We start from the raw sequence: 24,714 nt of genomic DNA, 5'->3' as shown, positions 1-24,714 counted from the left end.
ACGTCGGATGCTCGGTACCTCCGCTCGAATATCGAGCCTGTGTGGTCGGGTGCGCCGGTTGGTGACGCCCGATTCCATCGAGCCTCGGCCTCGGCCGTAGCCGAATCAGGCATGCCGACGCGGATTTCAGCGCGGACACAGCGGCATGTCGGCCGAACGGGCCGTGGAGGAAGGCGACGGGCGAGATCGGCTCAAAACAGTGTGGGTTCGCCGAATCCCGGTGTGCGCTCGATGCTCAGCAGGCGCTGCTTGGTATCGATGCCGCCGGGGGCGGAGAAGCCGTGCAGGGCATGGTCGGCGGCGAGCACGCGGTGGCACGGGATGATCAGCGGGATCGGGTTGCGGCCCAATGCCTGTCCGACCGCCTGGGCGCCGCCGGGCGCGCCGACGCGGTCGGCGACCTGGCCGTAGCTGAGGGTGCGGCCGGGGTCGATGGCGCGCGTGACGGCGTAGACGGCGCGGTGGAACCGCGGAATCCCACTGATGTCCACGGCGATCCAACGCAGGTCGTCGAGTTCACCCGCGAGGTGGGCGCGGATACCCGCGATGGCCTCGGCGATCGCGCCGGTGGGTGGCTCCTCGTGGAGCTTCTCGCCGGCGCGAGCTCGGGTGATGCGCGCCCGGGTGGCTGCCGCGCTCGCCTCCGGGAGCTGGAATCGGATCACACCCGCATCGCTCCACGCGATCGCGCAGCAGCCGATCGCGGTGTCGAACAGCGTCGCCGCGGCCCGGCCGGTCGGCGCGGGACGGCCCGGGATCAGGGGCTCCGTTGCCGAACCGGTGGCCTCGGTCGCCGGACGATCGGCGGCGAGGCTCGTGGCGTCACTCATGAGCCAAGTTTGCACCGTGGGACCGACAAATACGCAACTAACAGTCCAGTTATTCAGAACTGGCCTTTTAAGTGCCCCATTCGAGCCGGGTGCGGGCGGCGAAAACGCCACGGCGCGACCGCGGGCGGCCGCCGCACTGGCCTGGTGCGGGCGTCGTGGCTTCTCGCAGCGCTGTTCGCGCGCATTACGCGCCGCCGGACAAGCCCGGATCCGGCACATCCAGTCGGCCGTGTATCGCGGCGAGATCGGAGTATCGACGCTGGTAATCGTAGTGTGAAGGGGTGTGGTCGGACATCGGCGTGCCCGGGTGGAAGCGCTCGAGACGGAAGGCGCGCTCGTCGCGTTTCGGCGCGAAGCGGTGGATCAGGTAGCCGGACAGGGCGACCAGGAACAGGGTGGCGAGGGCGGTCATGTCCGCCAGCGTGCGCGCTACTGGCCTTGCCAAGGAATATCCAATCGGCCGATACTGGACCGCATGGCTACGAGAGTGATCGGCGCGGGCAGCCTGGCCCGCGATCTGGGCCGTTGGCGGCACGTGCACGACGGTGATCCGGATCCGGCCGGGCGGCGCTCCACCCGTCCGGCCTACCTGGCCCTCGCCGAGGGCATCCGGCTGCTGATCCACGACGGTCGCGCACCGCTGGGTGTCGCCTTGCCCAGCGAACGCGATCTCGCCGCCACTCTCGGGGTCAGCCGCACCACCATCACCTCCACCTACGCGCTGCTGCGCGAGCACGGCTACCTGATCAGCCGCCAGGGCTCGCGCAGCACGGTGGCCCTGCCCCGGGACGTGCAGCACGACGGCGTCAAACCGGCCAGGAGCATCCTGGCGATGATGGCCTCGCCCGAACTACCGACCATCGACATGACCTATGCCGCGATGGCCGCTCCGCTGGAAATGCAGGACGCGTATTCCGTGGCCCTGGAAGGAATTCCGGCCTACCTCGGCACGCACGGCATGGACCCGGTCGGCGTGCTGGCGCTGCGGGAGGCGATCGCCCGCCGCTACACCGCGCGCGGGCTGCCCACCGAACCCGACCAGATCCTGGTCACCCTCGGCGCCCAGCACGGCCTGCGCCTGCTGCTGAACGTGCTGACCGCCCCCGCCGCCCGTGTGCTCATCGATCACCCGACCTATCCGAACGCCATCGAGGCGATCCGCGACGTCGGCGCCCGGCCGGTGCCGGTGCCGCTGCGGCCGGAGGATCCGGCGGGCGGCTGGGATCTCGACGGAATTCGCAGTGCCGCCCGGCAGACCGCGGCGAGCCTGGCCTACTTGGTGCCGGACTACAACAACCCGACCGGCTTGCTGCTGGACACCGACGGCCGCGCCGAACTGGCCGCCATCGCCAGGGATACCAGGATGACCGTCGTGATCGACGAATCCATGGCCGATCTCGGCCTCGGCGCGGACATCGCACCGCCGCCGGTCGCCGCCTTCGCCAAAGGCTCCGAGATCATCACCATCGGCTCGGCCTCGAAATCGTTCTGGGGCGGTCTGCGGGTCGGCTGGATACGGACCAATCAGACGCTGATCACCAAGCTTCTCGGCATCCGCTCCACCGTCGACCTGGGTACCCCCGTCATGGACCAGCTGGCCACCGTGCACCTGCTCGCGCACGCGGACGTGATTCTCGACCGCCGCCGCGACCAGTTGCGTTCGCAGCGTGCCGCTCTGCTCGACACGCTCGCCGAGGAACTACCGGACTGGCGCGTCACCGTCGGCGCGGGCGGCATGTCGGTGTGGGCGCAGCTGCCGACCTCGGTCTCCACCGCGCTCGCCGCCACGGCGCCCAACCATGGCGTATTGCTCGCGGCCGGGCCTCGATTCGGCGTACAGGGGGCGTTCGAACGGTTCCTGCGGCTGCCGTTCACCCACCGGGAGCCCGAATTGCGCTTGGCGGTCAAGGCCATCGCGTCCGCCTACGCCGCGCTGACGCCCCGCGCCGCGGACCCACTGACGCCGTTGACCTGCTACTGAGGAGATTTCACTGTTCAGATCGGGGGAGGGAGCCTCCGCCGGCTGCACTCCCCTCCGAGCGCCGCCGGGCACGAGTGGCCGGTCACCCCTCGGGACTGGCCCCCGTCGTGCTCGGGCGGCGTGCGGAAGCTCGCACGGTGCCTCGGCCTCCAACTCGAGCGGTGGTCAAGGAGCGGACCGGACGATGCCCGGGGAAGTTCGCTGACCTCGAAAGCCACCTGCTCGCGGACAGTATGGCAGGCCCGGTGCCGAACTGTCGAACCGGTTGGTATGTTGAAATTTTCAATTACCCGCAGCGAGACGGAGTGCCGGGCGACGCGCCATGGCACCCCGTCGGATGCTCAGTCCGCCCAGACCGACTCGATCGGCGTCGCGGTGGTGGGCGGCGGGGTCGGAATCCCGTTGGGAGTGCGGGAGAATCGCGGCGCGGGGGCGTGCTGGGTGATGGCGTCCAGCTCCAGCAAAGAGCCGCGGGCCGCGATGTGCTCGTTGCGCGTTGCCTCCTCGAAGGTGAGCACGGGCGAGACGCACGCGTCGGTGCCGGTGAAGATCTCGGACCACTCGTCCCGGGTCTTGGTCCGGAAACGCTCGGTGAACAGCTTTTTCAGCGTGTCCTGCCCGGCGGGGTCGAGCTGGAAGGGCAGGCCGTCCGCGTCGATCTCCAGGCCGGCGAGCAACTGGGCGTAGAACTGCGGTTCGATCGCGCCGACCGCCATGTACTTGCCGTCGGAGGTCTCGTAGGTGTCGTAGAACGACATTCCGGTGTCGAGCAGGTTGACGCCGCGCTCGTCGGACCAGGCGCCCGAACCGCGCATGCCCCAGATCATGTGCGAAAGGGCAAGGGCGCCATCGACCATGGCCGCGTCGATCACCTGGCCCTTACCGGACTGCTGCCGCTCGACCAGCGCGGCGAGGATGCCGAACACCAGGAACATCGAGCCGCCGCCGAAATCGCCCACCATGTTCAGCGGCGGGACCGGGCGTTCGCCCTTGCGGCCGATGGCGTGCAGCACGCCGGTGATGGAGATGTAGTTGATGTCGTGTCCCGCGCGGTCGGCCAGCGGGCCCTCCTGGCCCCAGCCGGTCATCCGTCCGTAGACCAGGCGCGGGTTGCGGGCCAGCGCGTCGTCCGGACCCAGGCCCATCCGCTCGGTGACGCCGGGGCGGAAGCCCTCGATCAGCACATCCGCCTTCTCGACGAGGCCGAGCACCTTCTCGATGTCGGCGGGATCCTTGAGGTTGGCCTCGACGATGGTCCGGCCGCGCAGCTGCGGGCGGTCGAATCCGCCCGGCAGCTGACCCGCGCGCTGCACCCGCACCACGTCGGCGCCCAGATCGGCGAGCAGCAGCGCGGCGTGCGGACCGGGGCCGATGCCGGCCAGCTCGATGACCTTGATGCCCGCGAGCGGGCCCTGCTTGGCGGTGGATGGAGTGCTCACGCCCTACCTCGGTTCGTCGTTGATCCAGCACACCGGTGACCGGTGCGTCCTCCCGGACGCGACCGGAAGGGATGTATTGACAGTATGACAATAACGCCGCGCCGCTACGGCTCGCCCGCGGCTGTGCGCCGCCCTAGGCTGCACGTGTGGAAGCGCTGTCTGATCAGGGGTGGTACAACCTTCTCGCCGGCCTCGCGATTCTGGTCGGCCTCGTCGGGGTCGTCGTGCCGATCCTGCCGGGCGTCATCCTGATCTTCGCGGCCATCGGCGTCTGGGCCTTCCTCACCGGTGGCGCGACGGCGTGGACGGTTTTCGCGATCAGCGCGTTGTTGCTGGCGCTTTCCGGCGTCGTCAAATACACCTGGCCCGGACGCAAGATGAAGGACGCGGGCGTGGCGGGCCGGGCGGTCTTCCTCGGCGCGGTCCTCGGCATCGTCGGTTTCTTCGTGATCCCGGTGATCGGCCTGTTCGTGGGTTTCGTTCTCGGTGTGTATCTTTCGGAACTCCAGCGGCTGCGGGTCAACCGGGAGGCGTGGCAGGCGACGGTGCACGCGTTGAAGGGCGTCGGCCTGTCCATCCTGATCGAACTGTTCGGCGCGTTGCTGGCCACCGGGGTCTGGCTCGTCGGCGTCTTCGCCGTCTGAGCGCTACCGATCGATGGCGGGAAACGGAATCGTGTCGCCCGCCCGGTTTTCCGGGAGTCCGTCGCGGCGCAGCCGCAGGGTCGGCGGTTCCGGGCGGTACAGCGGCAGCGTGGGGGCCGGATCGTCGCTGACCACACGCTCACGGGCCGGGAGCCGGTAGAACGCGCGCGCGTTGTCCTCCAGCACCGCGTACATGTCGGTGCCCACCACGTCGCAGAGCAGATCCACGTCCGAGTCACGGAACGGGCGTCCGGCCCTGGTGCCGGGCAGGTCGGTGCCGAACATGAGGGCTTCGGGATTCACCGCGTGGACGCGGCGCAGCGTGTCGGCCACGTTCATCGCGACCCGGCCGAAACCGGTCGCCTTGACCTTGGCTCCGCGGTCGACGAGATCCAGCAGGAAGGGCAGCCCCTCCGCGGACATGCCCAGATGGTCGACCGACAGCGCGGGCAGCTTGGAGATGACCGGTTGCAGCGACGCCAGCATCGTGCCGTCGATGTAGACCTCGACGTGCCAGCCGGCCAGTTCGTGCGCGCGCAACGCCTGCAACGTCATTCCGGTGATGTCGGCCGCCGCCCGCTTGAGGTTGAACCGCAGCGCGCGCACGCCGATGCGGTCCAGTTCGAGGATTTCCTCGTCGGTGGCGTCCAAGTCGAGCCGGGTGACGCCGACCCAGCCCTCGCCGAGTTCGGCGAGGGCGGCCTTCAGATAGGTCTGGTCCGTGCCCTGGAACGACCCGCTGACCACCGCGCCGCCCGCGACGTCGAAGCGCGACATGCGCTTGCGGTAATCGGCGATGGTGAACGGGTCGGGCAGATAGCCCTCGTTCTCGGCCAGCGGAAATCGCGGGTCGAAGATGTGCAGGTGGGCATCGAACACTTGTACAGAATGCCTCAGGGTCGAATTTTCCGCTGCCACAGCCGGGGTGTCGCTGTGGCAGCGGAATCGGTCGCAGCCGGGGTGATCAGACCTTGTGCGGTTCGCTGGCGCGCAGCATGTCCTCGCGCTCGACGACCTTGACGCGCTCGCGGCCCTCCGGCTCGCCGAGGGAGCGTTCGTGCGCGTCGAGGCGGTACCAGCCGGCCCAGGTGGTGAAGGGGATGCCCTTGCTCTCCAAGAACTCGGTGACGGCCTCGGGCTCGGGGCGCTGCGCCGGGGTGAAGCCGGGAGCATCGTCCAGCAGGCAGGCGATGGTCTCGTTGGCGTCGCCCTTGGTGTGGCCGATCAGGCCGACCGGGCCGCGCTTGATCCAGCCGGTGACGTAGGTCGCGGGCATGTAGCGTGCGGCGCCGTCGGCGTTCTCGTCGGCGATCACGCGACCCGCTTCGTTCGGCACGGTGCCCGCCTGGTCGTCGAACGGCAGCTGGGTCAGGTTCTGCGACAGGTAGCCGACGGCGCGATAGACCGCCTGCACGTCCCAGTCCTTGAACACGCCGGTGCCCTTGACGTTGCCGGTGCCGTCGAGCTGGGTGCGCTCGGTGCGCAGGCCGACGACCTTGCCGTTCTCGCCGAGCACCTCGGCGGGGGATTCGAAGAAGTGCAGGAACAGCTTGTGCGGCCGGTCACCGGCGTCGCGGATGGCCCACTGCTCGAGCGTGTTGGCGACCATGTCGACCTGCTTGGAATGCCTGCGCGCGGCTTCGGAGCCTTCGTCGTAGTCGATGTCCTCGGGGTCGACGATCACCTCGATGGTGGGGGAGTGGTCGAGTTCGCGCAGTTCCAGCGGGGTGAACTTGGCCTGGGCGGGCCCGCGGCGGCCGAAGACGTGCACCTCGACGGCCTTGTTGGCCTTGAGGCCCTTGTAGACGTTCGGCGGGATTTCGGTGGGCAGCAGCTCGTCGCCGGTCTTGGCCAGCACGCGGGCCACGTCGAGAGCGACGTTGCCGACGCCGAGGACGGCGACCTTCTCCGCGTCCAGCGGCCAGGTGCGGGGGACGTCGGGGTGGCCGTCGTACCAGGAGACGAAGTCGGCCGCGCCGAAGGATCCGTCGAGATCGATGCCCTGGATGGGCAGGGCGCGGTCGGCGTTGGCGCCGGTGGAGAAGATCACCGCGTCGTAGAAGGCCCGCAGGTCGTCCAGCGTGATGTCGGTGCCGTAGTCGATATTGCCCAGCAGGCGCACCTGCGGCTTGTCCAGCACCTTGTGCAGGGCGGTGATGATGCCCTTGATCCGCGGGTGGTCCGGCGCGACGCCGTAGCGGATCAACCCGAACGGCGCGGGCATGCGCTCGAACAGGTCGATGCTCACATCGGCATCGGACTTCATCAATGCGTCGGCGGCGTAGATCCCGGCCGGTCCGGCGCCCACGATCGCGATGCGGAGCGGGCGGGTCCTCGCGGTGTGCGCGTCAGGCCCGGCGGAGGAAGCCTGCGTCACCACGGAGGGCTCGCGAACACCGCCATCCTCTACTGCACTCTGTTCGGTCATCTCTTTACGCGCACCTTACGGTCGAAACAATTAATGACGTCTGGCTTAGCTTAGGCTAAGTTGACGCACCGGCTCGGTCGCGCCCTCGGGGCGCACGCCTGCGTTGCCGGCTAGTGGCTGCACGGTGCTCCGTTCGCCGCGGCGTGGAGCTGCCGATTCGCTATGACAGCAGGCCGCCGTCCCGCGATTCTATCGGGATGGCCGATGCCGCCCCGCGTCGGTGCGTGAACTCGGCGGATGCCGTCGAAAGCCACAATCGTCGCTTACCCGCTCGCGCGCGGCCTATCGCGGACGCCAGAACCCGGCCGGCGCCGCCCCGGTCCGCAACCGGGGGCCGAGCGCTCGATACCCGCGCCGACCAGGGATCATCGAGCCATGACCGAACAGCAGCCGACCCCGGGCGAGGACGAGATCATCCGCGTCGATCAGACCGACAAGCGCTCGGCGGCACCGTTCATCGCGGCCGCGGTGGTCGCGGCGATCGTGCTGATCGCGATCGTGCTCGGCGGCGTGCTGTCGCCCGCTGAGAAAAATGTCACAGAAGCCGACCGCATCGCGGCGGCCGTCCGCAACTTCGTCGACGGCTCCAACCGCAGCGACGCCGTGCCGCCGCCCGGCACCGCGTGCGAGGGTTTCGACGCGACCCGCTCGCCGCTGGCGGGGCAGGACGGCACCGGAAAGCCGGTCGAGATCACGAAAATCGACAGTCCGATCATGGACGGCGACCGGGGGAAGGCGACCGTGACCACGAAGGTGGACGGGCAGGAGCGGACCTCGACCTGGAATCTCACCCGATCCGGCGGTAAGTGGCTGGTCTGCACCTGAGCGTTCGCGCAGTGTGCGCCACCGTTTGACAGGGTGACCCGGGTCGGTGCAATCTCAGTCGAAGGTCATGAGAACCAGTGTCAAGCCCCGGCATTACTGGTCGGCAACCCTCCTCCGCGGTGGGGTGCTCCGGGTGACGACCTGGCGGCGCCCCGGTCCCGGGCGCGGCAAGTGCGGATTCGCAGGAGGTGCACATGAGTTATGCCGGTGACATCACTCCACAGCAGGCTTGGGAGCTGCTGCGGGACGATCCCGACGCCGTCCTCGTGGACGTGCGGACGGAAGCGGAATGGAAGTTCGTCGGCGTCCCCGACACCAGTTCGATCGAACGGCCGACCGTGCTGATCGAGTGGGTCGATTCCACGGGCGCGCGCAACGAGACGTTCGTCGAGCAGTTGAAGCAGGCGCTCGACGGCCACGATCCCGAGGCTCCCGTCGTCTTCCTCTGTCGCTCCGGTCAGCGTTCGATCGGTGCGGCGATAGCCGCCACGTCGGCGGGTTACCGCACCTCCTACAACGTGCTCGAGGGATTCGAGGGCCCGCTCGACGAATTCGGGCATCGCGGCGGCGCGGGCTGGCGTGCCCTCGGATTGCCCTGGCGGCAGTCGTGATCACCGGCGGCGCGTTCGACAAGCCGCTGCCCGACGGCGTCGGTCCCGCGACGCTGGGCGTGCGCGGCGGGCTGCGGCGCTCCGGTTTCGAGGAAACCGCCGAGGCGCTCTATCTGACCTCCGGCTTCGTCTACGAGAGCGCCGAGGCCGCCGAGGCCGCCTTCACCGGCGAGGCCGAGCACTTCGTGTACTCCCGCTACGGCAACCCCACGGTGGCCATGTTCGAGGAGCGGATGCGCCTGATCGACGGCGCCGAGGCGTGCTTCGCCACCGCGAGCGGCATGTCCGCGGTGTTCACCGCGCTGGGCGCGCTGCTGAAGGCCGGTGACCGGCTCGTCGCCGCGCGCAGCCTGTTCGGCTCGTGCTTCGTGGTGTGCAACGAGATCCTGCCGCGCTGGGGCGTGGAGACCGTCTTCGTCGACGGCGAGGATCTCGACCAGTGGGAGCAGGCGCTGTCGGTGCCCACCCAGGCGGTGTTCTTCGAGACGCCCGCCAATCCGATGCAGACCCTGGTCGACGTGCGCCGGGTGACCGAGTTGGCACACGCCGCGGGCGCGAAAGTGGTGCTGGACAACGTGTTCGCCACTCCGCTGCTGCAACGTGGCTTCGAACTCGGCGCCGACGTGGTGGTCTATTCCGGCACCAAGCACATCGATGGGCAGGGCCGCGTGCTCGGCGGCGCGATCCTCGGCGCCCGGGACTACATCGACGGCCCGGTGAAAACGCTGATGCGCCATACCGGCCCGGCGCTGAGCCCGTTCAACGCGTGGACCCTGCTCAAGGGCCTGGAGACGATGCCGCTGCGGGTGCGCCACTCGGCGGAATCCGCGCTGCGCATCGCCCGTTTCCTGGAGGGCAACCCGGCCGTCAGCTGGGTGCGTTACCCGTTCCTGGAATCTCATCCGCAGTACGCGCTGGCCACCGGTCAGATGAGCGCGGGCGGCACCGTGATCACCTTCGAGCTGAGCGCACCCGAGAACGAGGCGAAGAAGCGCGCTTTCGAAGTCCTCAACCGGTTGCGCATCGTCGACATCTCCAACAACCTCGGTGACGCGAAGACCCTGATCACGCACCCGGCTACCACGACCCACCGCGCCATGGGGCCCGAAGGCCGGGCCACCATCGGCCTGACCGACGGCGTCGTGCGTATCTCGGTGGGCCTGGAAGACGTCGAAGACCTCCTCGACGACCTCGACCGCGCCCTGTCCTGATCCGTCTCGGCGGTCGCATGCGGATCGGGTAGGGCGCCTGCGTCAGGCTCGCTGTTCGATCTCGGAGAGATGGGCGATGTTGGCCTGATCGTCGGGGCCTGTGCTCGGTTCGGTGGTGAACCAGGCGTCGAGGATTTCCCGGAGTTCGGCGCTGGAGGTCGAACGCAGGCTCAGGGCGAGGACGTTGGCGTCGTTCCAGGTGCGGGCGCCCGCCGCGGTCGAAGCGTCGGCGCAGAGCGCGGCGCGCACGCCGGGGACCTTGTTGGCCGCGATCGAGGCGCCGGTGCCGGTCCAGCAGCAGACGATCGCCTGGTCTGCCTCACCGGAAGCGACGTCACGGGCCGCCGCCTCGCTGGCCCATGCCCAGTCGTCGCGTTCGGTGTCGCACAGCGCGCCGTGCGGCAGGATCTCGTGGCCGCGCTTGCCCAGCTCGTCGATCAGTTCCCGGGCCACGCCGACCCGCTCGTCCGCCGCCACCGAGATTCGCATGCTCCCAGCGTAGTTGCCGGTTCATCGAGAGAGTCGCGCTTCGGTATTGACAGTATACTGTCAAATATGACAGCATACTGTCATGCCTACGAAGACAGTGCACATGGCCGTTTACGACACGCTCGCCGACTGGGAGGTGGGCGCGGCCACCGCGCACATCAACAAGCCGAGCTGGCACCGGGAGCCGGGAACCTGGCAGGTGAAGACGGTCGGCCCGAGCGCGGAGCCGATCACCACCGTGGGCGGCATGCGCATCGTGCCGGACGTCGTGCTCGCCGATCTCACGCCCGCCGACAGCGCGATGCTGATCCTGCCGGGGGCGGAGACCTGGGAGGGGCCGGAGCTGGACCCGTTCGCGCACAAGGCGCGCGAGTTCGTCGACGCGGGCGTGCCGGTCGCCGCGATCTGCGGCGCGACGTTCGGCCTGGCCAAGGCCGGCCTGCTCGACAACCGCGAGCACACCAGCAATGTCGCGGAATTCCTGCGCTACAGCGGCTATTCGGGCGCGGACCACTATGTCGACGCCCCGGCCGTCACCGACGGTGACGTGATCACCGCCAGCGCGAGCGCGCCGTTCGAGTTCGCGCGCGAGGTGCTCGGCAGGCTCGGCGTGTACGAGCCGCACGTGCTGGACGGCTGGTACCGGCTGTTCGCACACGCCGACCCCGGCGGCTGGGCGGTGCTCGCGGAGTACGACGCGCAGCACGCGTAAGCGAGAATTGCCGGTGATCCGCCCGGATCGCCGACATCGGGAGGTGCCGCATGACCCCTGAACAGGAGTTGTTCGCCACGGCGGCGATCACGTCGTTCCGCCTGAACGGTCAGTTCCTCGCGGTGGCCGAGGAATTGGCCCGACCGGCGGGTCTGACCGCCGCTTGGTGGCAGGTGCTCGGTGCGGTGACGCGCGCGCCGCTGCCCGTCGCTGGCATCGCCCGCGAAATGGGCATCACCCGGCAGAGCGTCCAACGCATCGCGGATCTGCTGGTGGACAAGGGGCTCGCCGAATACCGGCCCAATCCCGCGCACCGCCGCGCGAAACTCGTCGCCATCACCGAGGCGGGGCTGGCCGCGGTACGCCGCATCAACCCGCGGCACAAGGTGATGGCCGAACGGCTCGTGGACGAGCTCGGATACGAACAGCTCGCGCGCACGGTCGAGGCGCTCACCGCGTTGTCCGCCGCCGTGGACGCGATCACCACGGACGGCGACCGGGACGCACCGCTCAATCCGTGAACGGGGACCCGGTCTTCCCGATCAGGTCGGCGACGGAGTCCACCACCATCGTGGGGCGGTAGGGGAAGGCCTCGAAGGACGCGCGGGTGGAGATGCCGGAAGTGACCAGGATGGTGCGCATGCCCGCCTCGAGGCCGGAGATGACGTCGGTGTCCATCCGGTCGCCGATCATCACCGTCGACTGGGAATGGGCGCCGATGCGACGCAGCGCGGAGCGCATCATCAGCGGGTTCGGCTTGCCGACGTAGTACGGGTCGCGGCCGGTGGCGCGGGTGATCAGCGCGGCCACCGAGCCGGTCGCGGGCAGCGAGCCGTCCCGGGACGGACCGGTCGGGTCCGGATTGGTCGCGATGAAGCGGGCGCCTCGCTCGACCAGCCGGATCGCGGTGGTGATCGCCTCGAAGGAGTACGTGCGGGTCTCGCCGAGCACGACGTAATCGGGATCGCTGTCGGTCAGCACGTAGCCGATCTCGTGCAAGGCGGTGGTGAGCCCGGATTCGCCCACCACGTACGCGGTGCCGTTGGGCCGCTGTTCGTTCAGGAAGGTGGCGGTGGCCAGCGCGGAGGTCCAGATCGCTTCTTCCGGGATGTCGAGCCCGGTGTGGCGCAGCCGCGCCTGTAGATCGCGCGGGGTGCGGATCGAGTTGTTGGTCAGCACCAGGAACGGTGTGTCGTTGGCGCGCAGTTCGGCGAGGAACTTGTCGGCGCCCGGGATGAGATGGTCCTCGTGCACCAGCACGCCGTCCATATCGGTCAAGTAGGACAGGATCGGCTCGTCTGCGGTCACGCGGGCCATTATCCGCTATCGCCCCGCGACCGGAACGGCCACGACCGGGAGGCTGTGAAGATCATCCGCGCCAGGCCGTCGGCGCGGAGGCGGCAGCGTTGACTACTGTCGAGAACGGATCGCGATGGCAGCGAAACGAAACGCGAGGAGCGTGGCAGATGAGCGGACTCAAGCTCGGATACAAGGCATCGGCGGAGCAGTTCGGCCCCCGTGAGCTCGTCGAGATCGCGGTGCTGGCCGAGCAACACGGCTTGGACAGCGCCACCGTGAGCGACCATTTCCAGCCCTGGCGGCACAAAGGCGGGCACGCGCCCTTCTCGCTGGCCTGGTTGGCCGCGGTCGGCGAGCGCACCCAGCGCATCCAGCTCGGCACCTCGGTGCTCACCCCTACCTTCCGCTACAACCCCGCGGTGATCGCGCAGTCCTTCGCCACCTTGGGCTGCCTGTACCCGGATCGCGTCATGCTGGGGGTCGGCACCGGTGAGGCGCTCAACGAGATCGCCACCGGATACACCGGCGAATGGCCCGAGTTCAAGGAGCGTTTCGCGCGGCTGCGCGAGGCGGTCGACCTGATGCGCGCACTGTGGACCGGCGACCGCGTCGATTACGACGGCGAGTACTACAAGACCGTCGGCGCCTCCATCTACGACGTGCCCAAGGGCGGCATCCCGATCTACATCGCCGCGGGCGGCCCGTTGGTCGCGCGGTACGCCGGACGCGCGGGCGACGGCTTCATCTGCACGTCGGGCAAGGGCATGGACCTCTACACCGAGAAGTTGATGCCCGCCGTCGCCGAGGGCGCCGCGAAGGCCGGGCGCAGCGTGGAGGTCATCGACCGGATGATCGAGATCAAGCTGTCCTACGACACCGATCCCGAACTGGCCAGGGAGAACACCCGGTTCTGGGCCCCGCTCTCGCTCACCGCGGAGCAGAAGCACAGCATCACCGACCCGATCGAGATGGAGGCCGCCGCCGACGCGCTGCCCATCGAACAGATCGCCAAGCGCTGGATCGTCGCGAGCGACCCCGACGAGGCGGTCGCCCAGATCAAGCCCTACCTCGACGCCGGCCTCAACCACCTGGTCTTCCACGCTCCCGGCCACGACCAGCGCCGCTTCCTCGACCTCTTCCAGCGCGACCTCGCCCCCCGCCTGCGCGCCCTGGCCTGACGTTCACGAGTGGCGCACCACGGCGAGGCCCTTTCGGCCGATGCCGCGGTGGTGTGCCACTCGCGGCGTCATGCCCGGCGGAGGGCGAAGATGCGGAGGTCGCGGGTGGTGCGGGAGCGGTAGGCGGAGTAGGCGCCGGTGATGTCGACGAAGCGTTGGAAAATGGGGGTTTTGTCCGGGTCTTCCACGGGGGTGGCGGTTACGGGGATGCGTTCGCCTGCTATCGCTACCGTGGCGGTGGGGTTCGCCAGGAGGTTGGCGGTCCAGGCGGGGTGGTGTGCCTGGCCGAAGTTGCTGCCGATCACATAGAGCGTGTCGCCGTCGTGCACGTAGAGCAACGGCTGGGTGCGCGGCTGCCCCGATTTGCGTCCGATGGTGGTGAGCAGGATGACCGGCGCGCCGATCGGGCCGAGCACGGTGTACTTGGCGCCGGTGCGCTCCAGGACCGCCCGGTCCAGCGGGGTGAGGGCGCGGACCAGCCGGGAGCCCGGCTTGGTGGCCGCGAATCTGCTTGCCGCGCGGGCGAACAGGTTGGTGCGCGAACCCCACTGCCGATCCGGAAATTGCTCAGCCATGCCCGGACTATAGCGGGGCGGAAAGCGGCCGGTGAGGGCGTCACCGATACCGCTGAACCCTTCGCTACCGCTCGGCCTCACGGCCTGGAGTGTTCCGGGGCGGCCCTGCGGCGGCCGCGCTCGCTTGCCCGGCGAGTGATCGCCGTCGCGCGGCGCGGCCCGGTTGCCCTCGGTTCACTAAGCTCTGCGGCATGGCCGACAACGCTCTATCCGCCGTGTACATCGCCTCTCCCGAGGGCGACACCGGCAAGTCGACGGTGGCCCTCGGGGTGCTGCAGATGCTGTGTGCGACGACCGCGCGGGTCGGCGTGTTCCGGCCGATCACGCGCTCGACCACCGAGCCCGACTACATCCTCGAACTGCTGCTCGAGCACAGCACGGCGGACATCGACTACGCGCAGGCGATCGGCACCACCTACGAGCAGGTGCACGCCGACCCGGACGCGGCGATCAGCGAGATCGTGCTGCGCTTCCACGAGGTCGCCAAGATGTGCGACGCGGTGGTCGTGGTCGGCAGCGACTACACCGACGTGGCGAGCCCGAGCGAGTTGCGCTTCAACGCCAGGATCGCGGTCAATCTGGGCGCACCGGTGCTGCTGGTGGTGCGCGGCGCCGGACGCACCCCGGACGAGGTGAAGCAACTGGCCGACCTGTGCGCGGCCGAGCTGGCCCACGAGCACGCGCAGCTGGTCGCCGTCATCGCCAATCGCTGCGACCCGCAGCGGCTCGACGAGGTGGCCGCGGCGCTGCGCGGCTTCGACGTCCCCTCCTGGACGCTGCCCGAGGTGCCGCTGTTGATCGCGCCGACCATGGCCGAGCTGTGCACCGCCATCGGCGGCGAGATGTACAGCGGCGATCCGGAATTGCTGCACCGTGAGGCGCTGAAGATCATGGTCGGCGGCATGACGGCGGAACACATCCTGGAACGGCTGGTCGAGGGCGTGGTGGTGATCGCGCCGGGCGATCGGTCGGACGTGCTGCTCAGCGTCGTGAACGCGCACGAGGCGGAGGGCTTTCCGTCGCTGTCGGGCATCATCATGAACGGTGGCCTGCTGCCGCATCCCGCGGTGGCGCGGCTGATGACCGGGCTCAAGCCCAAACTGCCGATCCTCACCACCGAACTCGGCACCTACGACACGGCAGGGGCCGCCTACCGCACCCGCGGCCGGATGTCCGCGGGCAACCCGCGCAAGGTGGACACCGCCCTGGCGCTGATGGAAGAACGCGTGGACGCCGTGGAACTGTTGCGGCGCATCGATGTTCCGCCCAGTCCGGTGGTCACGCCGCAGATGTTCGAATACCAGCTCATCGAGCGCGCACGAGCCGATCGCAAGCGCATCGTGCTGCCCGAGGGCGACGACGACCGTATCCTGCGCGCCGCGGGCCGGGTGTTGCAGCGCAAAATCGCCGACCTGGTCATCCTGGGCGACGAGACGACGGTGCGCGCGCGTGCCGCCGAACTCGGGGTGGACATCTCCGCCGCGCAGGTGCTCGACCCGCGCACCTCCGGTTACCTGGACGAGTTCGCCGCCGAGTACGCCGAACTGCGCAGACACAAGGGCATGACGGTGGAGCGGGCCCGCGAAACCGTCGCCGACATCTCGTATTTCGGCACCATGATGGTGCACAAGGGGATCGCCGACGGCATGGTCTCCGGCGCGGCGCACACCACGGCGCACACCATCCGGCCCTCGCTGGAGATCATCAAGACGGTGGAAGGGGTCTCCACCGTCTCCAGCGTGTTCCTCATGTGCCTGGCCGACCGGGTGCTCGCCTACGGTGACTGCGCGGTCGTGCCGGACCCGACGGCACAACAGCTGGCCGATATCGCGATCTCCTCAGCGGCGACCGCCGAACGCTTCGGCATCGAACCCCGGGTCGCGATGCTGTCGTATTCGACGGGCGAATCGGGCAGCGGGGCCGACGTGGACAAGGTGCGCGTGGCGACCAAGCTGGCGCGCGAACGCGCGCCGGAGCTGCCGGTGGAGGGCCCGATCCAATACGACGCGGCGATCGAACCGACCGTCGCCGACGCCAAGCTGCCCGATTCCGAAGTGGCCGGCCGCGCGACGGTGTTCGTGTTTCCCGACCTCAATACCGGCAACAACACCTACAAGGCGGTGCAGCGCAGCGCGGGCGCGATCGCGATCGGACCGGTGCTGCAAGGTCTGCGCAAGCCGGTCAACGACCTGTCGCGCGGCGCACTGGTGGCCGACATCGTCAACACCGTGGCGATCACCGCCATTCAGGCGCAGGAGAGTTGATGCGGGCGGGCGGGATGCGGGAGGTTCGATGAGCGAGACGGCCGAGAACATGGTGCTGGTGATCAACTCCGGCTCCTCGTCCATCAAATATCAACTGCTGGATCCCGATTCGGGCTTGGTCGCGGCTTCCGGCATGGTCGAGCGGATCGGTGAGGACGAGGGCGGGCTCGAGCATCGCGTCGACGGCGAGACCACCGAGCGCCGCGAGCCGATCGCCGACCACGCCGCCGGGTTGCGGCTGGTCTTCGACACCTTCGCCGCGACGGGCCATGATCTGGTACGCGAGGGCGTGCGGGCGGTCGGGCACCGGGTGGTGCACGGCGGCGAGGTGTTCTACCGGCCCACCCTGATCGACGACGACGTGGTGGCCTCGATCTCCGAACTCGCCGCGCTGGCGCCGCTGCACAATCCGGCCAACGTCGCCGGGATCGAGAGCGCGCGGGCGCTGTTGCCGGGAGTGCCGCAGGTCGCCGTGTTCGACACGGCGTTCTTCCACCACTTGCCCGCCGCCGCCAAGACCTACGCCATCGACGCCAAAGTGGCCGCCGCGCACGGCATCCGGAAGTACGGCTTCCACGGCACCTCGCACGAGTACGTGTCCGGCCGCGCGGCCGAGCTGCTCGGCCGCGACCCCGCCGAGCTGAACCAGATCGTCTTCCATCTCGGCAACGGCGCGTCGGCGTCGGCCATCCGAGGCGGTCGGCCGGTCGACACCAGCATGGGCCTCACCCCGCTGGAAGGGCTGGTGATGGGCACCAGGTCCGGCGATCTCGATCCCGGCATCGTCGCGCATCTGGCGCGGTCGGCACACCTGGACATCGACCAGATCGATGCCCTGCTCAATCGGGATTCCGGCATCAAGGGCCTGTCCGGCGTGAACGATTTCCGCGAACTGCGGCGCCTCATCGCGAGCGGGGACGAGGCCGCGCGGCTGGCCTACGACGTGTACATCCATCGGCTGCGGCGTTACCTCGGGGCGTATCTGATCGAACTCGGCGGGGTCGACGCGATCACCTTCACCGCCGGGGTCGGGGAGAACAGTCCGCAGGTGCGCGCCGACGCCCTGGCCGGGCTCAGCCGGTTCGGCATCGAAGTCGATCCGGTGGCCAACACCGCGGAAAGCCGTGCCGCGCGACTCATCTCACCGTCCGGGGCGCCGGTCGCGGTGCTCGTGGTGCCGACCAACGAGGAGCTGGCCATCGCCCGTGCCGCACGGCAACTGGTCGAGCGGCGCGGCTAGATCCAGGTCTTCGCGCGAATAGCATTCGCCAGGTCGACGAGCGCGTAGCGATGCTGGCGATCGGGCGCTCCGCGGGCCAGCGAGCGCAGCCCCGCCTCGGTGCCGGTCCGCAGTTCGCGTTCGGTGAACGGCGCGCCGAACAGGGTGGCATCGGGACGTTTCGGCGTGTTGCCCGCTTGCAGCCAGGCCAAGGCCGCACCGAGCACCAGCACCCGCATCTGCACCGCCCGACTCTCGCCCGTGGGCAGGCCCAGCACCCGGGACGCCGAGATGTGCAGGGTTGCCTCGTCGAGATCGGCCACCGGTGCGGCCGTGAGCAGGAACAGCACGGCGGTCATCCGCGCGGTGGTGAAATGCCGCGACGCGGCGGGCACGGCGTCCAGCGCCCGCACGGCCTCGTCCACCCTGCCGTCCGCGGCCAGCTGCCTGGCCAGCCCGAAGGCAGCGCTCACCACGGTGCGGTCGGTGCGCCACACGGTCTCGTACGCCTTCTCGGCGTACGCGCGCCATTGCTCGGGATCCGGCGAATCCCAATGCTGGAGAATGAGTTCGGCCGTGGCGGCGAGGGCGAGCTGAGGAGCCAGCTCGCCGGGGAGCACACGGAGGACCTCGTCGAAATTCGAGAAGGCGCGCTCGTACTCCCGATCGAGCAACTCGGCCATACCGCGATACCAGCTCACCCGCCACTCTCGCTCGGGCAACCGCGCGAGCAGGTCCAGGACGGTGGCCGACTCCCGTAGATCGAGCCGCACGCGCGCCTCGGCGAGGGAAAGTTCCAGATCGAGTGTCTCCGGGGCGTTGCCGGGATCGGCCTCGGCTCGTTCGCGGACGGTGCGCAGCGCCTCCAGCGCGTGGTCCGGCTCGGGATGCACCGCCGCCGAGAGCAGGGATGCGGACGGATCGGCCGGATCGAGCAGCGGGATCGGCAACCCGGCCACCACGTCGCGGGCGTCGAGCATGCTGCTGCGCGGACGGCCGTCGGTGTAGGCGTCGGTCTGGCTGATCAGCTCCTCGGTGCCGAAACTGGTCCGCGGCGGCGCGAAGACGGTGGACAACTGCGGGTGCTCGGTGTCGGTCTCCAACGCGAGGATCTCCCGCAGCACGCCGGACAGCTGCGCGGACATCGCACGGGCGGAGGGGAAGCGCCGCCGCGGGTCCGGGTCGGTGGCACACAGCAGCAGTCGATGGAAGAACTCGTAGCGCGCCAGCACCGGCTCGTCGACGGGATCGGGGAGCCCGTCGAGGTAGCGTCCGTGCTCCGAAGGCATGCGCAGGGTCAGCACGGCCAGCGTGCGCCCCACGGTGTAGATGTCGGAGGCGACGGTCGGGCCGGTTCGCGCGACCTCCGGCGCCTGGAAACCCCTGGTGCCGTAGAGGTTTCCGTATGCCTCGACGGTGGCGACGGCGCCGAGGTCGATCAGCTTGACCTGGTCTTCGGTGACCATGACGTTGTCGGGCTTGAGATCGTTGTAGGTCAGGCCGGTCGAGTGCAGGTACTCCAGCGCGGGCAGGATCTCCAGCAGATAGGCGATCGCCTCGGCGACCGGCATGCGCTTCGGGCGTTCGTAGGAGTCGAGGATGTCGCGCAGCGACCGGCCGCCCACGTACTCCATGACGATGTAGCCGACCGGTGTGCCGCCGGCGCCGGTGTGCTCGACGAAGTTGTAGATCTTGACGATGCTCGGGTGCGCCACCTCGGCCAGGAACTGGCGTTCGGCCATGGCCACCGCCTGCGCTTCGCCGTCACCGCTGTGCAGCAGGCCCTTCAGCACGACCCAGCGATCGCTGACATTGCGGTCGATCGCCAGGTAGATCCAGCCGAGTCCGCCGTGGGCGATGCAGCCCTGCACCTCGTACTGCCCCGCCACCATGTCGCCCGCGTGCAGCGTGGGGCGGAAGTCGAAGGGCGCCTCGCAGGTCGCGCACGTGCCCGCCGTGGTCGCGGGCCGGGTCGCCGTCGCCCGGCCGACCGGTTTGCCGCAGCGCCAGCAGAATCGCCTGCCCTCGGAGACCACCGCGTCGGTGAGGACGGCGTCGCGGGGATCGGCGGGCGTCACCGTCGGGATCGGCACCAGTCCCGCGCCGAGCCGCCGCACCGCCGGACGGGTGCGCGCGCTGCGCACGCTGCGTCCGGAGGTGCGCAGCGGCGACGACGTGGGTTCGGATGCGGTGCGGCGCGTTTCATCGGGTTCCGCCGCCGCGGTCATCGGCTGATCGCCCGCCTTTTCCGTGCCGGGGATTTCGTCCGGCGCGAACGCCGGGGGCTTCTCCGGTCCGGAGTCGCGCACCCACGCGACAGTGCCCGACGGCGTGTCCGGATGGTCGACCTGTGCCCGGGTCGGGTCAGAGTCTTGGTCGGCCGCTGTTTGTTCCGTCGTGACCGATGGCGTGTCCGGACGGTTGACCCGCATGCGGGTCGCGTCCGAGTCTTGCTCGGCGGCTGCCTGTGCCGATGTGTGCGGACGGTTGACCTGCATGCGGGTTGCGTCCGAGTCTTGCTCGGCGGCTGGCTGCGCCGATTTCGCGGACGATGCTTCTTGCTCCGTGCCCGCGCTCCGTGTCGGTGCGGCGGGCTGGTCTTCACCGGTGCTGCCCGGGACCTCGCCGGAGGCGGCTCGTGCGGTGTCTCGAGCGACCGACGGGTCCCGCGCCGCACCTGGCGGGTCCGCGTCCTCGGCACGGTGCCAGGCGACCGTGCCCGGCGAGGCAGCCATACGGTCGACCGGCGTGTGGACCGTGTGCTGAAGCTCCTCGGCCACAGGCGATTCCGGATCGATCGAGCCCACCCGCCTGCCGGTTGCCGGTGAGTGAGCATCCAGGTGCCGGGTGCCCGGGTGGTCTCCGCGCGGCGGTTTCGCCGCCGCGCCCGGATGACGCCCGGCCGCTCCGGTGCACCCGTCCTCGAACACCTCGGCCGGGCCGGGCCGCCCCGGGGCGGTTTCGTCCGGGTCGGGCTCGGGGGCGGGCCGTGTGCTCATCGGCCGGTCAGTCCTGATAGGTAGGTGCGGGCGGGGCGGGAACGGGACCGAGGACGGTGAGATATTTCTGGTACAGCCCGACCCACGTGCCGTCGTTACGGACGCGTTCCAGCGTGCCGTTGACGAATCGCACGAGATCATCGTTGCCTTTGGTGATGCCGATGCCGTACGGCTCTTCGCTGATGCTGCCGCCGACCAGCTCGGTGTACGGGTCCTGCGCGGCAAGGCCCGCGAGGACGGCGTCGTCGGTGCTCACCGCGTCCACCTGGCGCTGTTGCAGGACGACCAGGCAATCGGCCCAGCTCGGTACGGTGAGGATGGTCGCGGCGGGTTGGTCGCGGCGCATGTGCTCCAGCGACGTGGTGCCGGAGACGATGCACACCCGTCGGCCCGCCAGATCGGCCAGACTCCGGATCCCGGAGTTCTTCACCGCTAGCACCCGTTGGTTGGCGTGTAAGTAGACGGTGGAGAACGCGACCTTCTCGCGCCGCTCACAGGTGATCGTCATGGTTTTGGCGACCAGGTCGACGGTGCGGTTCTGCAACGCGGTCTCGCGCTCGGCGGAGCCGAGACTGCGGAATTCGATCAGATCCGGGCTGCCGAGCAGGTCGCGGGCCACCTCCCTGGCGATGTCGGCGTCGAAACCGACGATGGCGCCGGAGATCGGGTCACGGTAGCTGAACAGATTGCTGCCGGTGTCCAGGCCGACGAGCAGCCTGCCGCGCGCCCGGATCGCATCGATCGTCGGTCCGCGCGCGCCCGCCCCCGCGCCGCTCGGGCGCAGACTGGCGGTCGGGTCTCCGCAGCGCGGTGTGCCCGGCGGCGGCGGGACCGGCGAATCGGTCAGCACCGGAACGGCTCTGGCGGGAAACGGGGAATCGGTGTACTTGGGCGTCTTGTTCGACACCGGCGCGCTGGAATCGCTCGCACAGCCGCCCGTCAGCGCGACCACGAGGACGGCGGCCACCAGAATGCCGCGGGCGGATCTCATCGGTACTCCCGAAGCCGGGGCCATATGCCCAGTCCGACATAGCCTGCCGCCAGGACGCCGAGCACCATCGCTCCCGCGCCCAGGAAGTCCAGGACGCGTGCGGCCTGGGAGATCTCGTCGCGCAGCGTGTTCCTGGTCGCGGCGATACCTTGCTCGAGCGAACGGTCCAGCGCCTCCACCTGCACGGTGGCGTCGGCGGAGCCGGGACCGGTCGCCACCACGGCCGCGCTGTTGAAATCACCCTTGGCCAGCGCGTCGTTCATCCGCTGATGCGCCACCCGCCAGCGCGCCAGCGCCGGAACGGCGTTGCGCACCTCGCCCGCCGCGGGCGCGGAGCCGGGATAGTTGCCGATCAGGTCGGCGAGCCGTTCGATGTCCGCGTCGTAGGTGCGGTCGTAGTCGCCGCTCGCGTCCCGGCGCACCAGCTTCAACGTCTCCGCGGCGCGCGCCTGCTGCGCCAGGATCCGGCTCTCGGTCAGACGCGAGGAAGGTACCGCGCCGTCGTCGCGGGCGCTGATCATCGACGCCGCCGACACCGAACCCGCGATCACCGTCCATGCCAGCAGGATCAGCATGGCCACCGACGCGAGCAACAGGCCGGGATTGAGCACCCGACGCCAGCGTCGCGCCAGATCCCGCTGCACCCAGACCAGCACGCCGAGGGTGAGGATCAGCAGGCCGATGGCGGTCCACGGCGGACGCACGTGGTTGCGCTGCGCGTCGGTCACCGCCGCCGAGCGATGGTTGTGCAGTTCCTCGGCCATCGGCAGCAGCGTCGTCTGCATCTGGTTGGACGCCTCGCTCAAATACGCGGCGCCGACCGGATATCCGCTGCGATTGTTCGTCCGTGCGGTTTCCACCAGACCTGAGTACACCGGCAGGCCGGTGACTATGCCGGTGCGCAGCCGCGCATCCGGATCGATCGCCGCGCCCGGCCCGGCCCGGTCGGATTGGGTCACCAACTCCGCGGCCGCTTCGCCCAGTGCCTGCGTGTAGCGATCCCGCACCGCCTGCGGCTCCAGCCCGCCCGCGATGAAGGCGGTGCTCGCCGCGGCGTCGGCGATCGACAGCGAGGTGTATAGCCGATGCGCGGAATCGGCGTCCGGTTCGGTGTCGTAGAGCAGCACGTCCAGGCTCTGCTGCCGGTCACCGACCGTCGCGGCGGTCATCGAACCCGCGGCCAGGCACAATCCGATCAACAGCAGCCCGAGCGCGATCAGCCGTCCGGGTGAGGAATTGGCGAACGAGCGCAGGTTGGCCAGGTCGAGACGCTCGCGCACCACCGCGACGCTCAGCCCGCCCGGATCGTCCCGACCGGCGGGCTCGGGCACGGACGATGGCCGGAGTTCGGCCGTCGTCGGCTCGGAGCTAGCCATGTCCACCTCCCCAGTTTGGGCCGCGTACGCGGATTTCTCGACGGTTGGACCGAATATCCGATCGACCCGTGCGTGTTGGTGCGGAGTTTATTGTGGTCGTACGGGAGCCGTTGCGTGTGAAACACCCTCGGTTGGGAGGAAACGATGGTGGGCGCTGCCGCAGCTGGACGAGGATGGGTACGAGATGCGTGGTGACGGTGACGGTTGGTCGCTGGGCCCGGACGGGCTGCGGCACTGGGGTCGCTTCGGCGCCGCCGGACTCCTCCTGCGCGCTCCGCTGGCCGAGGGCGGTTCGGCGGTGCTGCTGCAACACCGCGCTCCGTGGAGCCATCAAGGCGGCACTTGGGCATTGCCCGGCGGGGCGCGCGACAGCCACGAGACGTCCGTGCACGCGGCGGTCCGCGAGGCTTGGGAGGAGACGGGCATCGATCCCGCCGACGTCCGGGTGCGCGGCGAGCGGGTGACGGCGTCGGCCCTGAGCGGCTGGACCTACACGACGGTCGTCGCCGACGCGGTGATGACGCTCCCGACCACCGGTAATCGCGAAAGCACCGAGCTGGCCTGGGTCCCCGAGGACGAGGTCGACGCCCGCCCGCTGCATCCGGGCTTCGCGGCGTCCTGGCCCACCCTGCGCGCCGCGCCCGCGCGGGTGCTGCTCGCCGAGATCGCGGGCGACCGAGCCGTCGCCGCCGCGCTGCCGCGCACGCTCGACCTCGCCGACCTCGGTTTCGTCTGGCTGCACTCGGATCCGGCCGGGCCTGGCGATTACGCCAGGATCGTCGACGAGCCGGGCGCGCAGGTCACGGAGCCGGCCTCGGCCGGAAGCACGGCGGTGGAGACCGCGCTTTCGTTCACCCGCGGACAGGTGCTTTCCTGACCGCGCCGCTCACGCGTTCGCCAGCAGCGCCGTTTTCAGCTCGCGCGCGGCGGTTTCCGGGTCGCGCGCTTCGGTGATCGCGCGCACCACCACGACCCGCGTCGCCCCCGCTTCCAGCACTTGCGCGAGGTTCTCGGCGTCGATCCCGCCGATCGCGAACCAGGGCCGGGTGGGATGGGCTTCCGCGGTGGAGCGGATCAGTTCCGGGCCCGCCGCCTGCCTGCCCGGTTTGGTCGGGGTCGCCCAGATCGGTCCGGTGCAGAAGTAATCGATGTGCTCGTCGATCGCGGCGAGCCCGGCCTGCGCCCGATTGTGCGTGGATCGTCCGATCACCACCTCGGGCCCGAGAATCCGGCGCGCGTACCAGGGCGGGAGGTCGCCCTGCCCGAGGTGCAGCACGTCGGCGCTGGAGGCGAGGGCGATGTCGGCGCGATCGTTCACCGCGACCAGCCCGCCGTGCCTGCGCGCGGCGGATTTCAGTTCGGCCAGCGCGCCGAGTTCGGCCCTGGCCTCGAGCGGACCGAACTTCGCTTCGCCCGGTGATCCCTTGTCTCTGAGCTGGATGATGTCGACTCCGCCTGCGAAAGCGGCCTCGGCGAACTTCGCCAGATCGCCCTTCTCCCGGCGTGCGTCGGTGCAGAGATACAGCCGCGCGTTCGCCAGACGCTCCCGCGGCGAGGCGGGTCGATTCGGGTGGGAGGGTTGCACGCCTTCGACCGTAGCCGCGCTACCGTGGGGATGCGAAACAGGAGGCAGGTGGATCGGG

General features: G+C 69.6%; 23 protein-coding genes and 1 riboswitch. Of the genes, 11 read left to right on the top strand and 12 right to left on the bottom strand.

What is annotated here, in order from left to right:
- Nucleotides 1–191 precede the first annotated feature (191 nt).
- Both ON29_RS27465 and ON29_RS27460 read right to left on the bottom strand, forming a co-directional pair.
- Nucleotides 192–830 carry a methylated-DNA--[protein]-cysteine S-methyltransferase gene (locus tag ON29_RS27465; protein ID WP_083864093.1) on the bottom strand — a complete coding sequence of 213 codons (639 nt, stop codon included), beginning with the start codon at nucleotides 828–830 and terminating at the stop codon, nucleotides 192–194.
- A 184-nt stretch (nucleotides 831–1,014) separates the two neighbouring features.
- Nucleotides 1,015–1,275 (bottom strand): hypothetical protein, encoded by a 261-nt coding sequence (locus ON29_RS27460; RefSeq protein ID WP_157172916.1) that lies wholly within the window; start codon nucleotides 1,273–1,275, stop codon nucleotides 1,015–1,017.
- A 30-nt stretch (nucleotides 1,276–1,305) separates the two neighbouring features.
- Between ON29_RS27460 and yczR the strand changes: the two genes are divergently transcribed.
- Entirely contained in the window at nucleotides 1,306–2,811 is a 1,506-nt protein-coding gene (gene yczR, locus ON29_RS27455) for a MocR-like transcription factor YczR (protein ID WP_040870721.1), read from the top strand.
- Between the two features lie 341 nt (nucleotides 2,812–3,152).
- Here yczR and ON29_RS27450 read toward each other — a convergent pair whose 3' ends face one another.
- Nucleotides 3,153–4,250 carry a CaiB/BaiF CoA transferase family protein gene (locus ON29_RS27450; protein WP_040870720.1) on the bottom strand — a complete coding sequence of 366 codons (1,098 nt, stop codon included), beginning with the start codon at nucleotides 4,248–4,250 and terminating at the stop codon, nucleotides 3,153–3,155.
- Between the two features lie 146 nt (nucleotides 4,251–4,396).
- Here ON29_RS27450 and ON29_RS27445 point away from each other — a divergent pair, with 146 nt between their 5' ends.
- On the top strand, nucleotides 4,397–4,894 hold the full coding sequence (locus ON29_RS27445; protein ID WP_245549125.1) for a DUF456 domain-containing protein: 498 nt from the start codon (nucleotides 4,397–4,399) through the stop codon (nucleotides 4,892–4,894).
- A gap of 3 nt (nucleotides 4,895–4,897) precedes the next feature.
- On the opposite strand, the gene ON29_RS27440 is transcribed toward ON29_RS27445, so the two are convergent.
- On the bottom strand, nucleotides 4,898–5,773 hold the full coding sequence (locus ON29_RS27440; protein WP_040870718.1) for an amidohydrolase family protein: 876 nt from the start codon (nucleotides 5,771–5,773) through the stop codon (nucleotides 4,898–4,900).
- 85 nt (nucleotides 5,774–5,858) lie between these two features.
- Nucleotides 5,859–7,322: an FAD-dependent oxidoreductase gene (locus tag ON29_RS27435; protein ID WP_245549124.1), complete on the bottom strand. Its 1,464-nt coding sequence runs from the start codon at nucleotides 7,320–7,322 to the stop codon at nucleotides 5,859–5,861.
- A 375-nt stretch (nucleotides 7,323–7,697) separates the two neighbouring features.
- Here ON29_RS27435 and ON29_RS27430 point away from each other — a divergent pair, with 375 nt between their 5' ends.
- The 3 genes from ON29_RS27430 to ON29_RS27420 all read left to right on the top strand — a co-directional run bounded on the left by ON29_RS27430 (nucleotide 7,698) and on the right by ON29_RS27420 (nucleotide 9,969).
- The gene (locus ON29_RS27430; protein ID WP_040870717.1) at nucleotides 7,698–8,147 is read left to right on the top strand and encodes an Rv0361 family membrane protein; all 450 of its coding nucleotides are present in this window, start codon (nucleotides 7,698–7,700) and stop codon (nucleotides 8,145–8,147) included.
- Nucleotides 8,148–8,210: 63 nt separating this feature from the next.
- A riboswitch (SAM riboswitch) is annotated at nucleotides 8,211–8,327 on the top strand.
- Between the two features lie 14 nt (nucleotides 8,328–8,341).
- On the top strand, nucleotides 8,342–8,758 hold the full coding sequence (locus tag ON29_RS27425; RefSeq protein WP_040870716.1) for a rhodanese-like domain-containing protein: 417 nt from the start codon (nucleotides 8,342–8,344) through the stop codon (nucleotides 8,756–8,758).
- The gene (locus ON29_RS27420; RefSeq protein WP_040870715.1) at nucleotides 8,755–9,969 is read left to right on the top strand and encodes an O-succinylhomoserine sulfhydrylase; all 1,215 of its coding nucleotides are present in this window, start codon (nucleotides 8,755–8,757) and stop codon (nucleotides 9,967–9,969) included. Before ON29_RS27425 ends, ON29_RS27420 begins: the two co-directional genes overlap by 4 nt.
- Nucleotides 9,970–10,011: 42 nt before the next feature.
- Here ON29_RS27420 and ON29_RS27415 read toward each other — a convergent pair whose 3' ends face one another.
- A complete protein-coding gene (locus tag ON29_RS27415; protein ID WP_040870714.1) occupies nucleotides 10,012–10,458 on the bottom strand; it encodes an RpiB/LacA/LacB family sugar-phosphate isomerase in 447 nt (148 codons plus the stop codon).
- Nucleotides 10,459–10,540: 82 nt separating this feature from the next.
- On the opposite strand from ON29_RS27415, the gene ON29_RS27410 reads away from it, so the two are divergent.
- Nucleotides 10,541–11,170, top strand: a complete 630-nt coding sequence (locus tag ON29_RS27410) for a type 1 glutamine amidotransferase family protein (protein ID WP_040870713.1) — start codon at nucleotides 10,541–10,543, stop codon at nucleotides 11,168–11,170.
- Between the two features lie 50 nt (nucleotides 11,171–11,220).
- Nucleotides 11,221–11,691: a MarR family winged helix-turn-helix transcriptional regulator gene (locus tag ON29_RS27405; RefSeq protein ID WP_040870712.1), complete on the top strand. Its 471-nt coding sequence runs from the start codon at nucleotides 11,221–11,223 to the stop codon at nucleotides 11,689–11,691.
- On the opposite strand, the gene ON29_RS27400 is transcribed toward ON29_RS27405, so the two are convergent.
- On the bottom strand, nucleotides 11,681–12,487 hold the full coding sequence (locus tag ON29_RS27400) for an HAD-IIA family hydrolase (RefSeq protein WP_040870710.1): 807 nt from the start codon (nucleotides 12,485–12,487) through the stop codon (nucleotides 11,681–11,683). The genes ON29_RS27405 and ON29_RS27400 overlap by 11 nt on opposite strands.
- A gap of 149 nt (nucleotides 12,488–12,636) precedes the next feature.
- Here ON29_RS27400 and fgd point away from each other — a divergent pair, with 149 nt between their 5' ends.
- Entirely contained in the window at nucleotides 12,637–13,647 is a 1,011-nt protein-coding gene (fgd, locus tag ON29_RS27395; RefSeq protein ID WP_040870708.1) for a glucose-6-phosphate dehydrogenase (coenzyme-F420), read from the top strand.
- A gap of 68 nt (nucleotides 13,648–13,715) precedes the next feature.
- Here fgd and ON29_RS27390 read toward each other — a convergent pair whose 3' ends face one another.
- Complete coding sequence (locus ON29_RS27390; RefSeq protein WP_040870707.1) at nucleotides 13,716–14,222, bottom strand: nitroreductase/quinone reductase family protein; 507 nt, start codon at nucleotides 14,220–14,222, stop codon at nucleotides 13,716–13,718.
- Nucleotides 14,223–14,413: 191 nt separating this feature from the next.
- On the opposite strand from ON29_RS27390, the gene pta reads away from it, so the two are divergent.
- Complete coding sequence (pta, locus tag ON29_RS27385) at nucleotides 14,414–16,486, top strand: phosphate acetyltransferase (protein WP_040870706.1); 2,073 nt, start codon at nucleotides 14,414–14,416, stop codon at nucleotides 16,484–16,486.
- A 28-nt stretch (nucleotides 16,487–16,514) separates the two neighbouring features.
- The gene (locus ON29_RS27380) at nucleotides 16,515–17,726 is read left to right on the top strand and encodes an acetate kinase (RefSeq protein WP_040870704.1); all 1,212 of its coding nucleotides are present in this window, start codon (nucleotides 16,515–16,517) and stop codon (nucleotides 17,724–17,726) included.
- Here the strand turns inward: ON29_RS27380 and ON29_RS27375 are convergent.
- The 3 genes from ON29_RS27375 to ON29_RS27365 all read right to left on the bottom strand — a co-directional run bounded on the left by ON29_RS27375 (nucleotide 17,723) and on the right by ON29_RS27365 (nucleotide 23,071).
- A complete protein-coding gene (locus ON29_RS27375; RefSeq protein WP_083864109.1) occupies nucleotides 17,723–20,137 on the bottom strand; it encodes a serine/threonine-protein kinase in 2,415 nt (804 codons plus the stop codon). The genes ON29_RS27380 and ON29_RS27375 overlap by 4 nt on opposite strands.
- Before the next feature lie 574 nt (nucleotides 20,138–20,711).
- Nucleotides 20,712–21,695, bottom strand: a complete 984-nt coding sequence (locus ON29_RS27370; RefSeq protein WP_040870703.1) for a glutamate ABC transporter substrate-binding protein — start codon at nucleotides 21,693–21,695, stop codon at nucleotides 20,712–20,714.
- Complete coding sequence (locus ON29_RS27365) at nucleotides 21,692–23,071, bottom strand: GlnX family signal transduction membrane protein (RefSeq protein ID WP_040870886.1); 1,380 nt, start codon at nucleotides 23,069–23,071, stop codon at nucleotides 21,692–21,694. The genes ON29_RS27370 and ON29_RS27365 overlap by 4 nt, the downstream gene beginning before the upstream one ends.
- Nucleotides 23,072–23,255: 184 nt before the next feature.
- On the opposite strand from ON29_RS27365, the gene ON29_RS27360 reads away from it, so the two are divergent.
- Entirely contained in the window at nucleotides 23,256–23,948 is a 693-nt protein-coding gene (locus ON29_RS27360) for an NUDIX hydrolase (protein WP_040870702.1), read from the top strand.
- Between the two features lie 9 nt (nucleotides 23,949–23,957).
- On the opposite strand, the gene thiE is transcribed toward ON29_RS27360, so the two are convergent.
- Nucleotides 23,958–24,656, bottom strand: a complete 699-nt coding sequence (thiE, locus tag ON29_RS27355; protein ID WP_040870701.1) for a thiamine phosphate synthase — start codon at nucleotides 24,654–24,656, stop codon at nucleotides 23,958–23,960.
- Between the last annotated feature and the right edge of the window lie 58 nt (nucleotides 24,657–24,714).

It is taken from the genome of Nocardia exalbida NBRC 100660, from assembly GCF_000308575.1.
GTDB classification, from domain to species: Bacteria; Actinomycetota; Actinomycetes; order Mycobacteriales; family Mycobacteriaceae; genus Nocardia; species Nocardia exalbida.
Note: the sequence above shows the minus strand (reverse complement) of the source record. Positions and strands in the feature narration are given on the sequence as shown.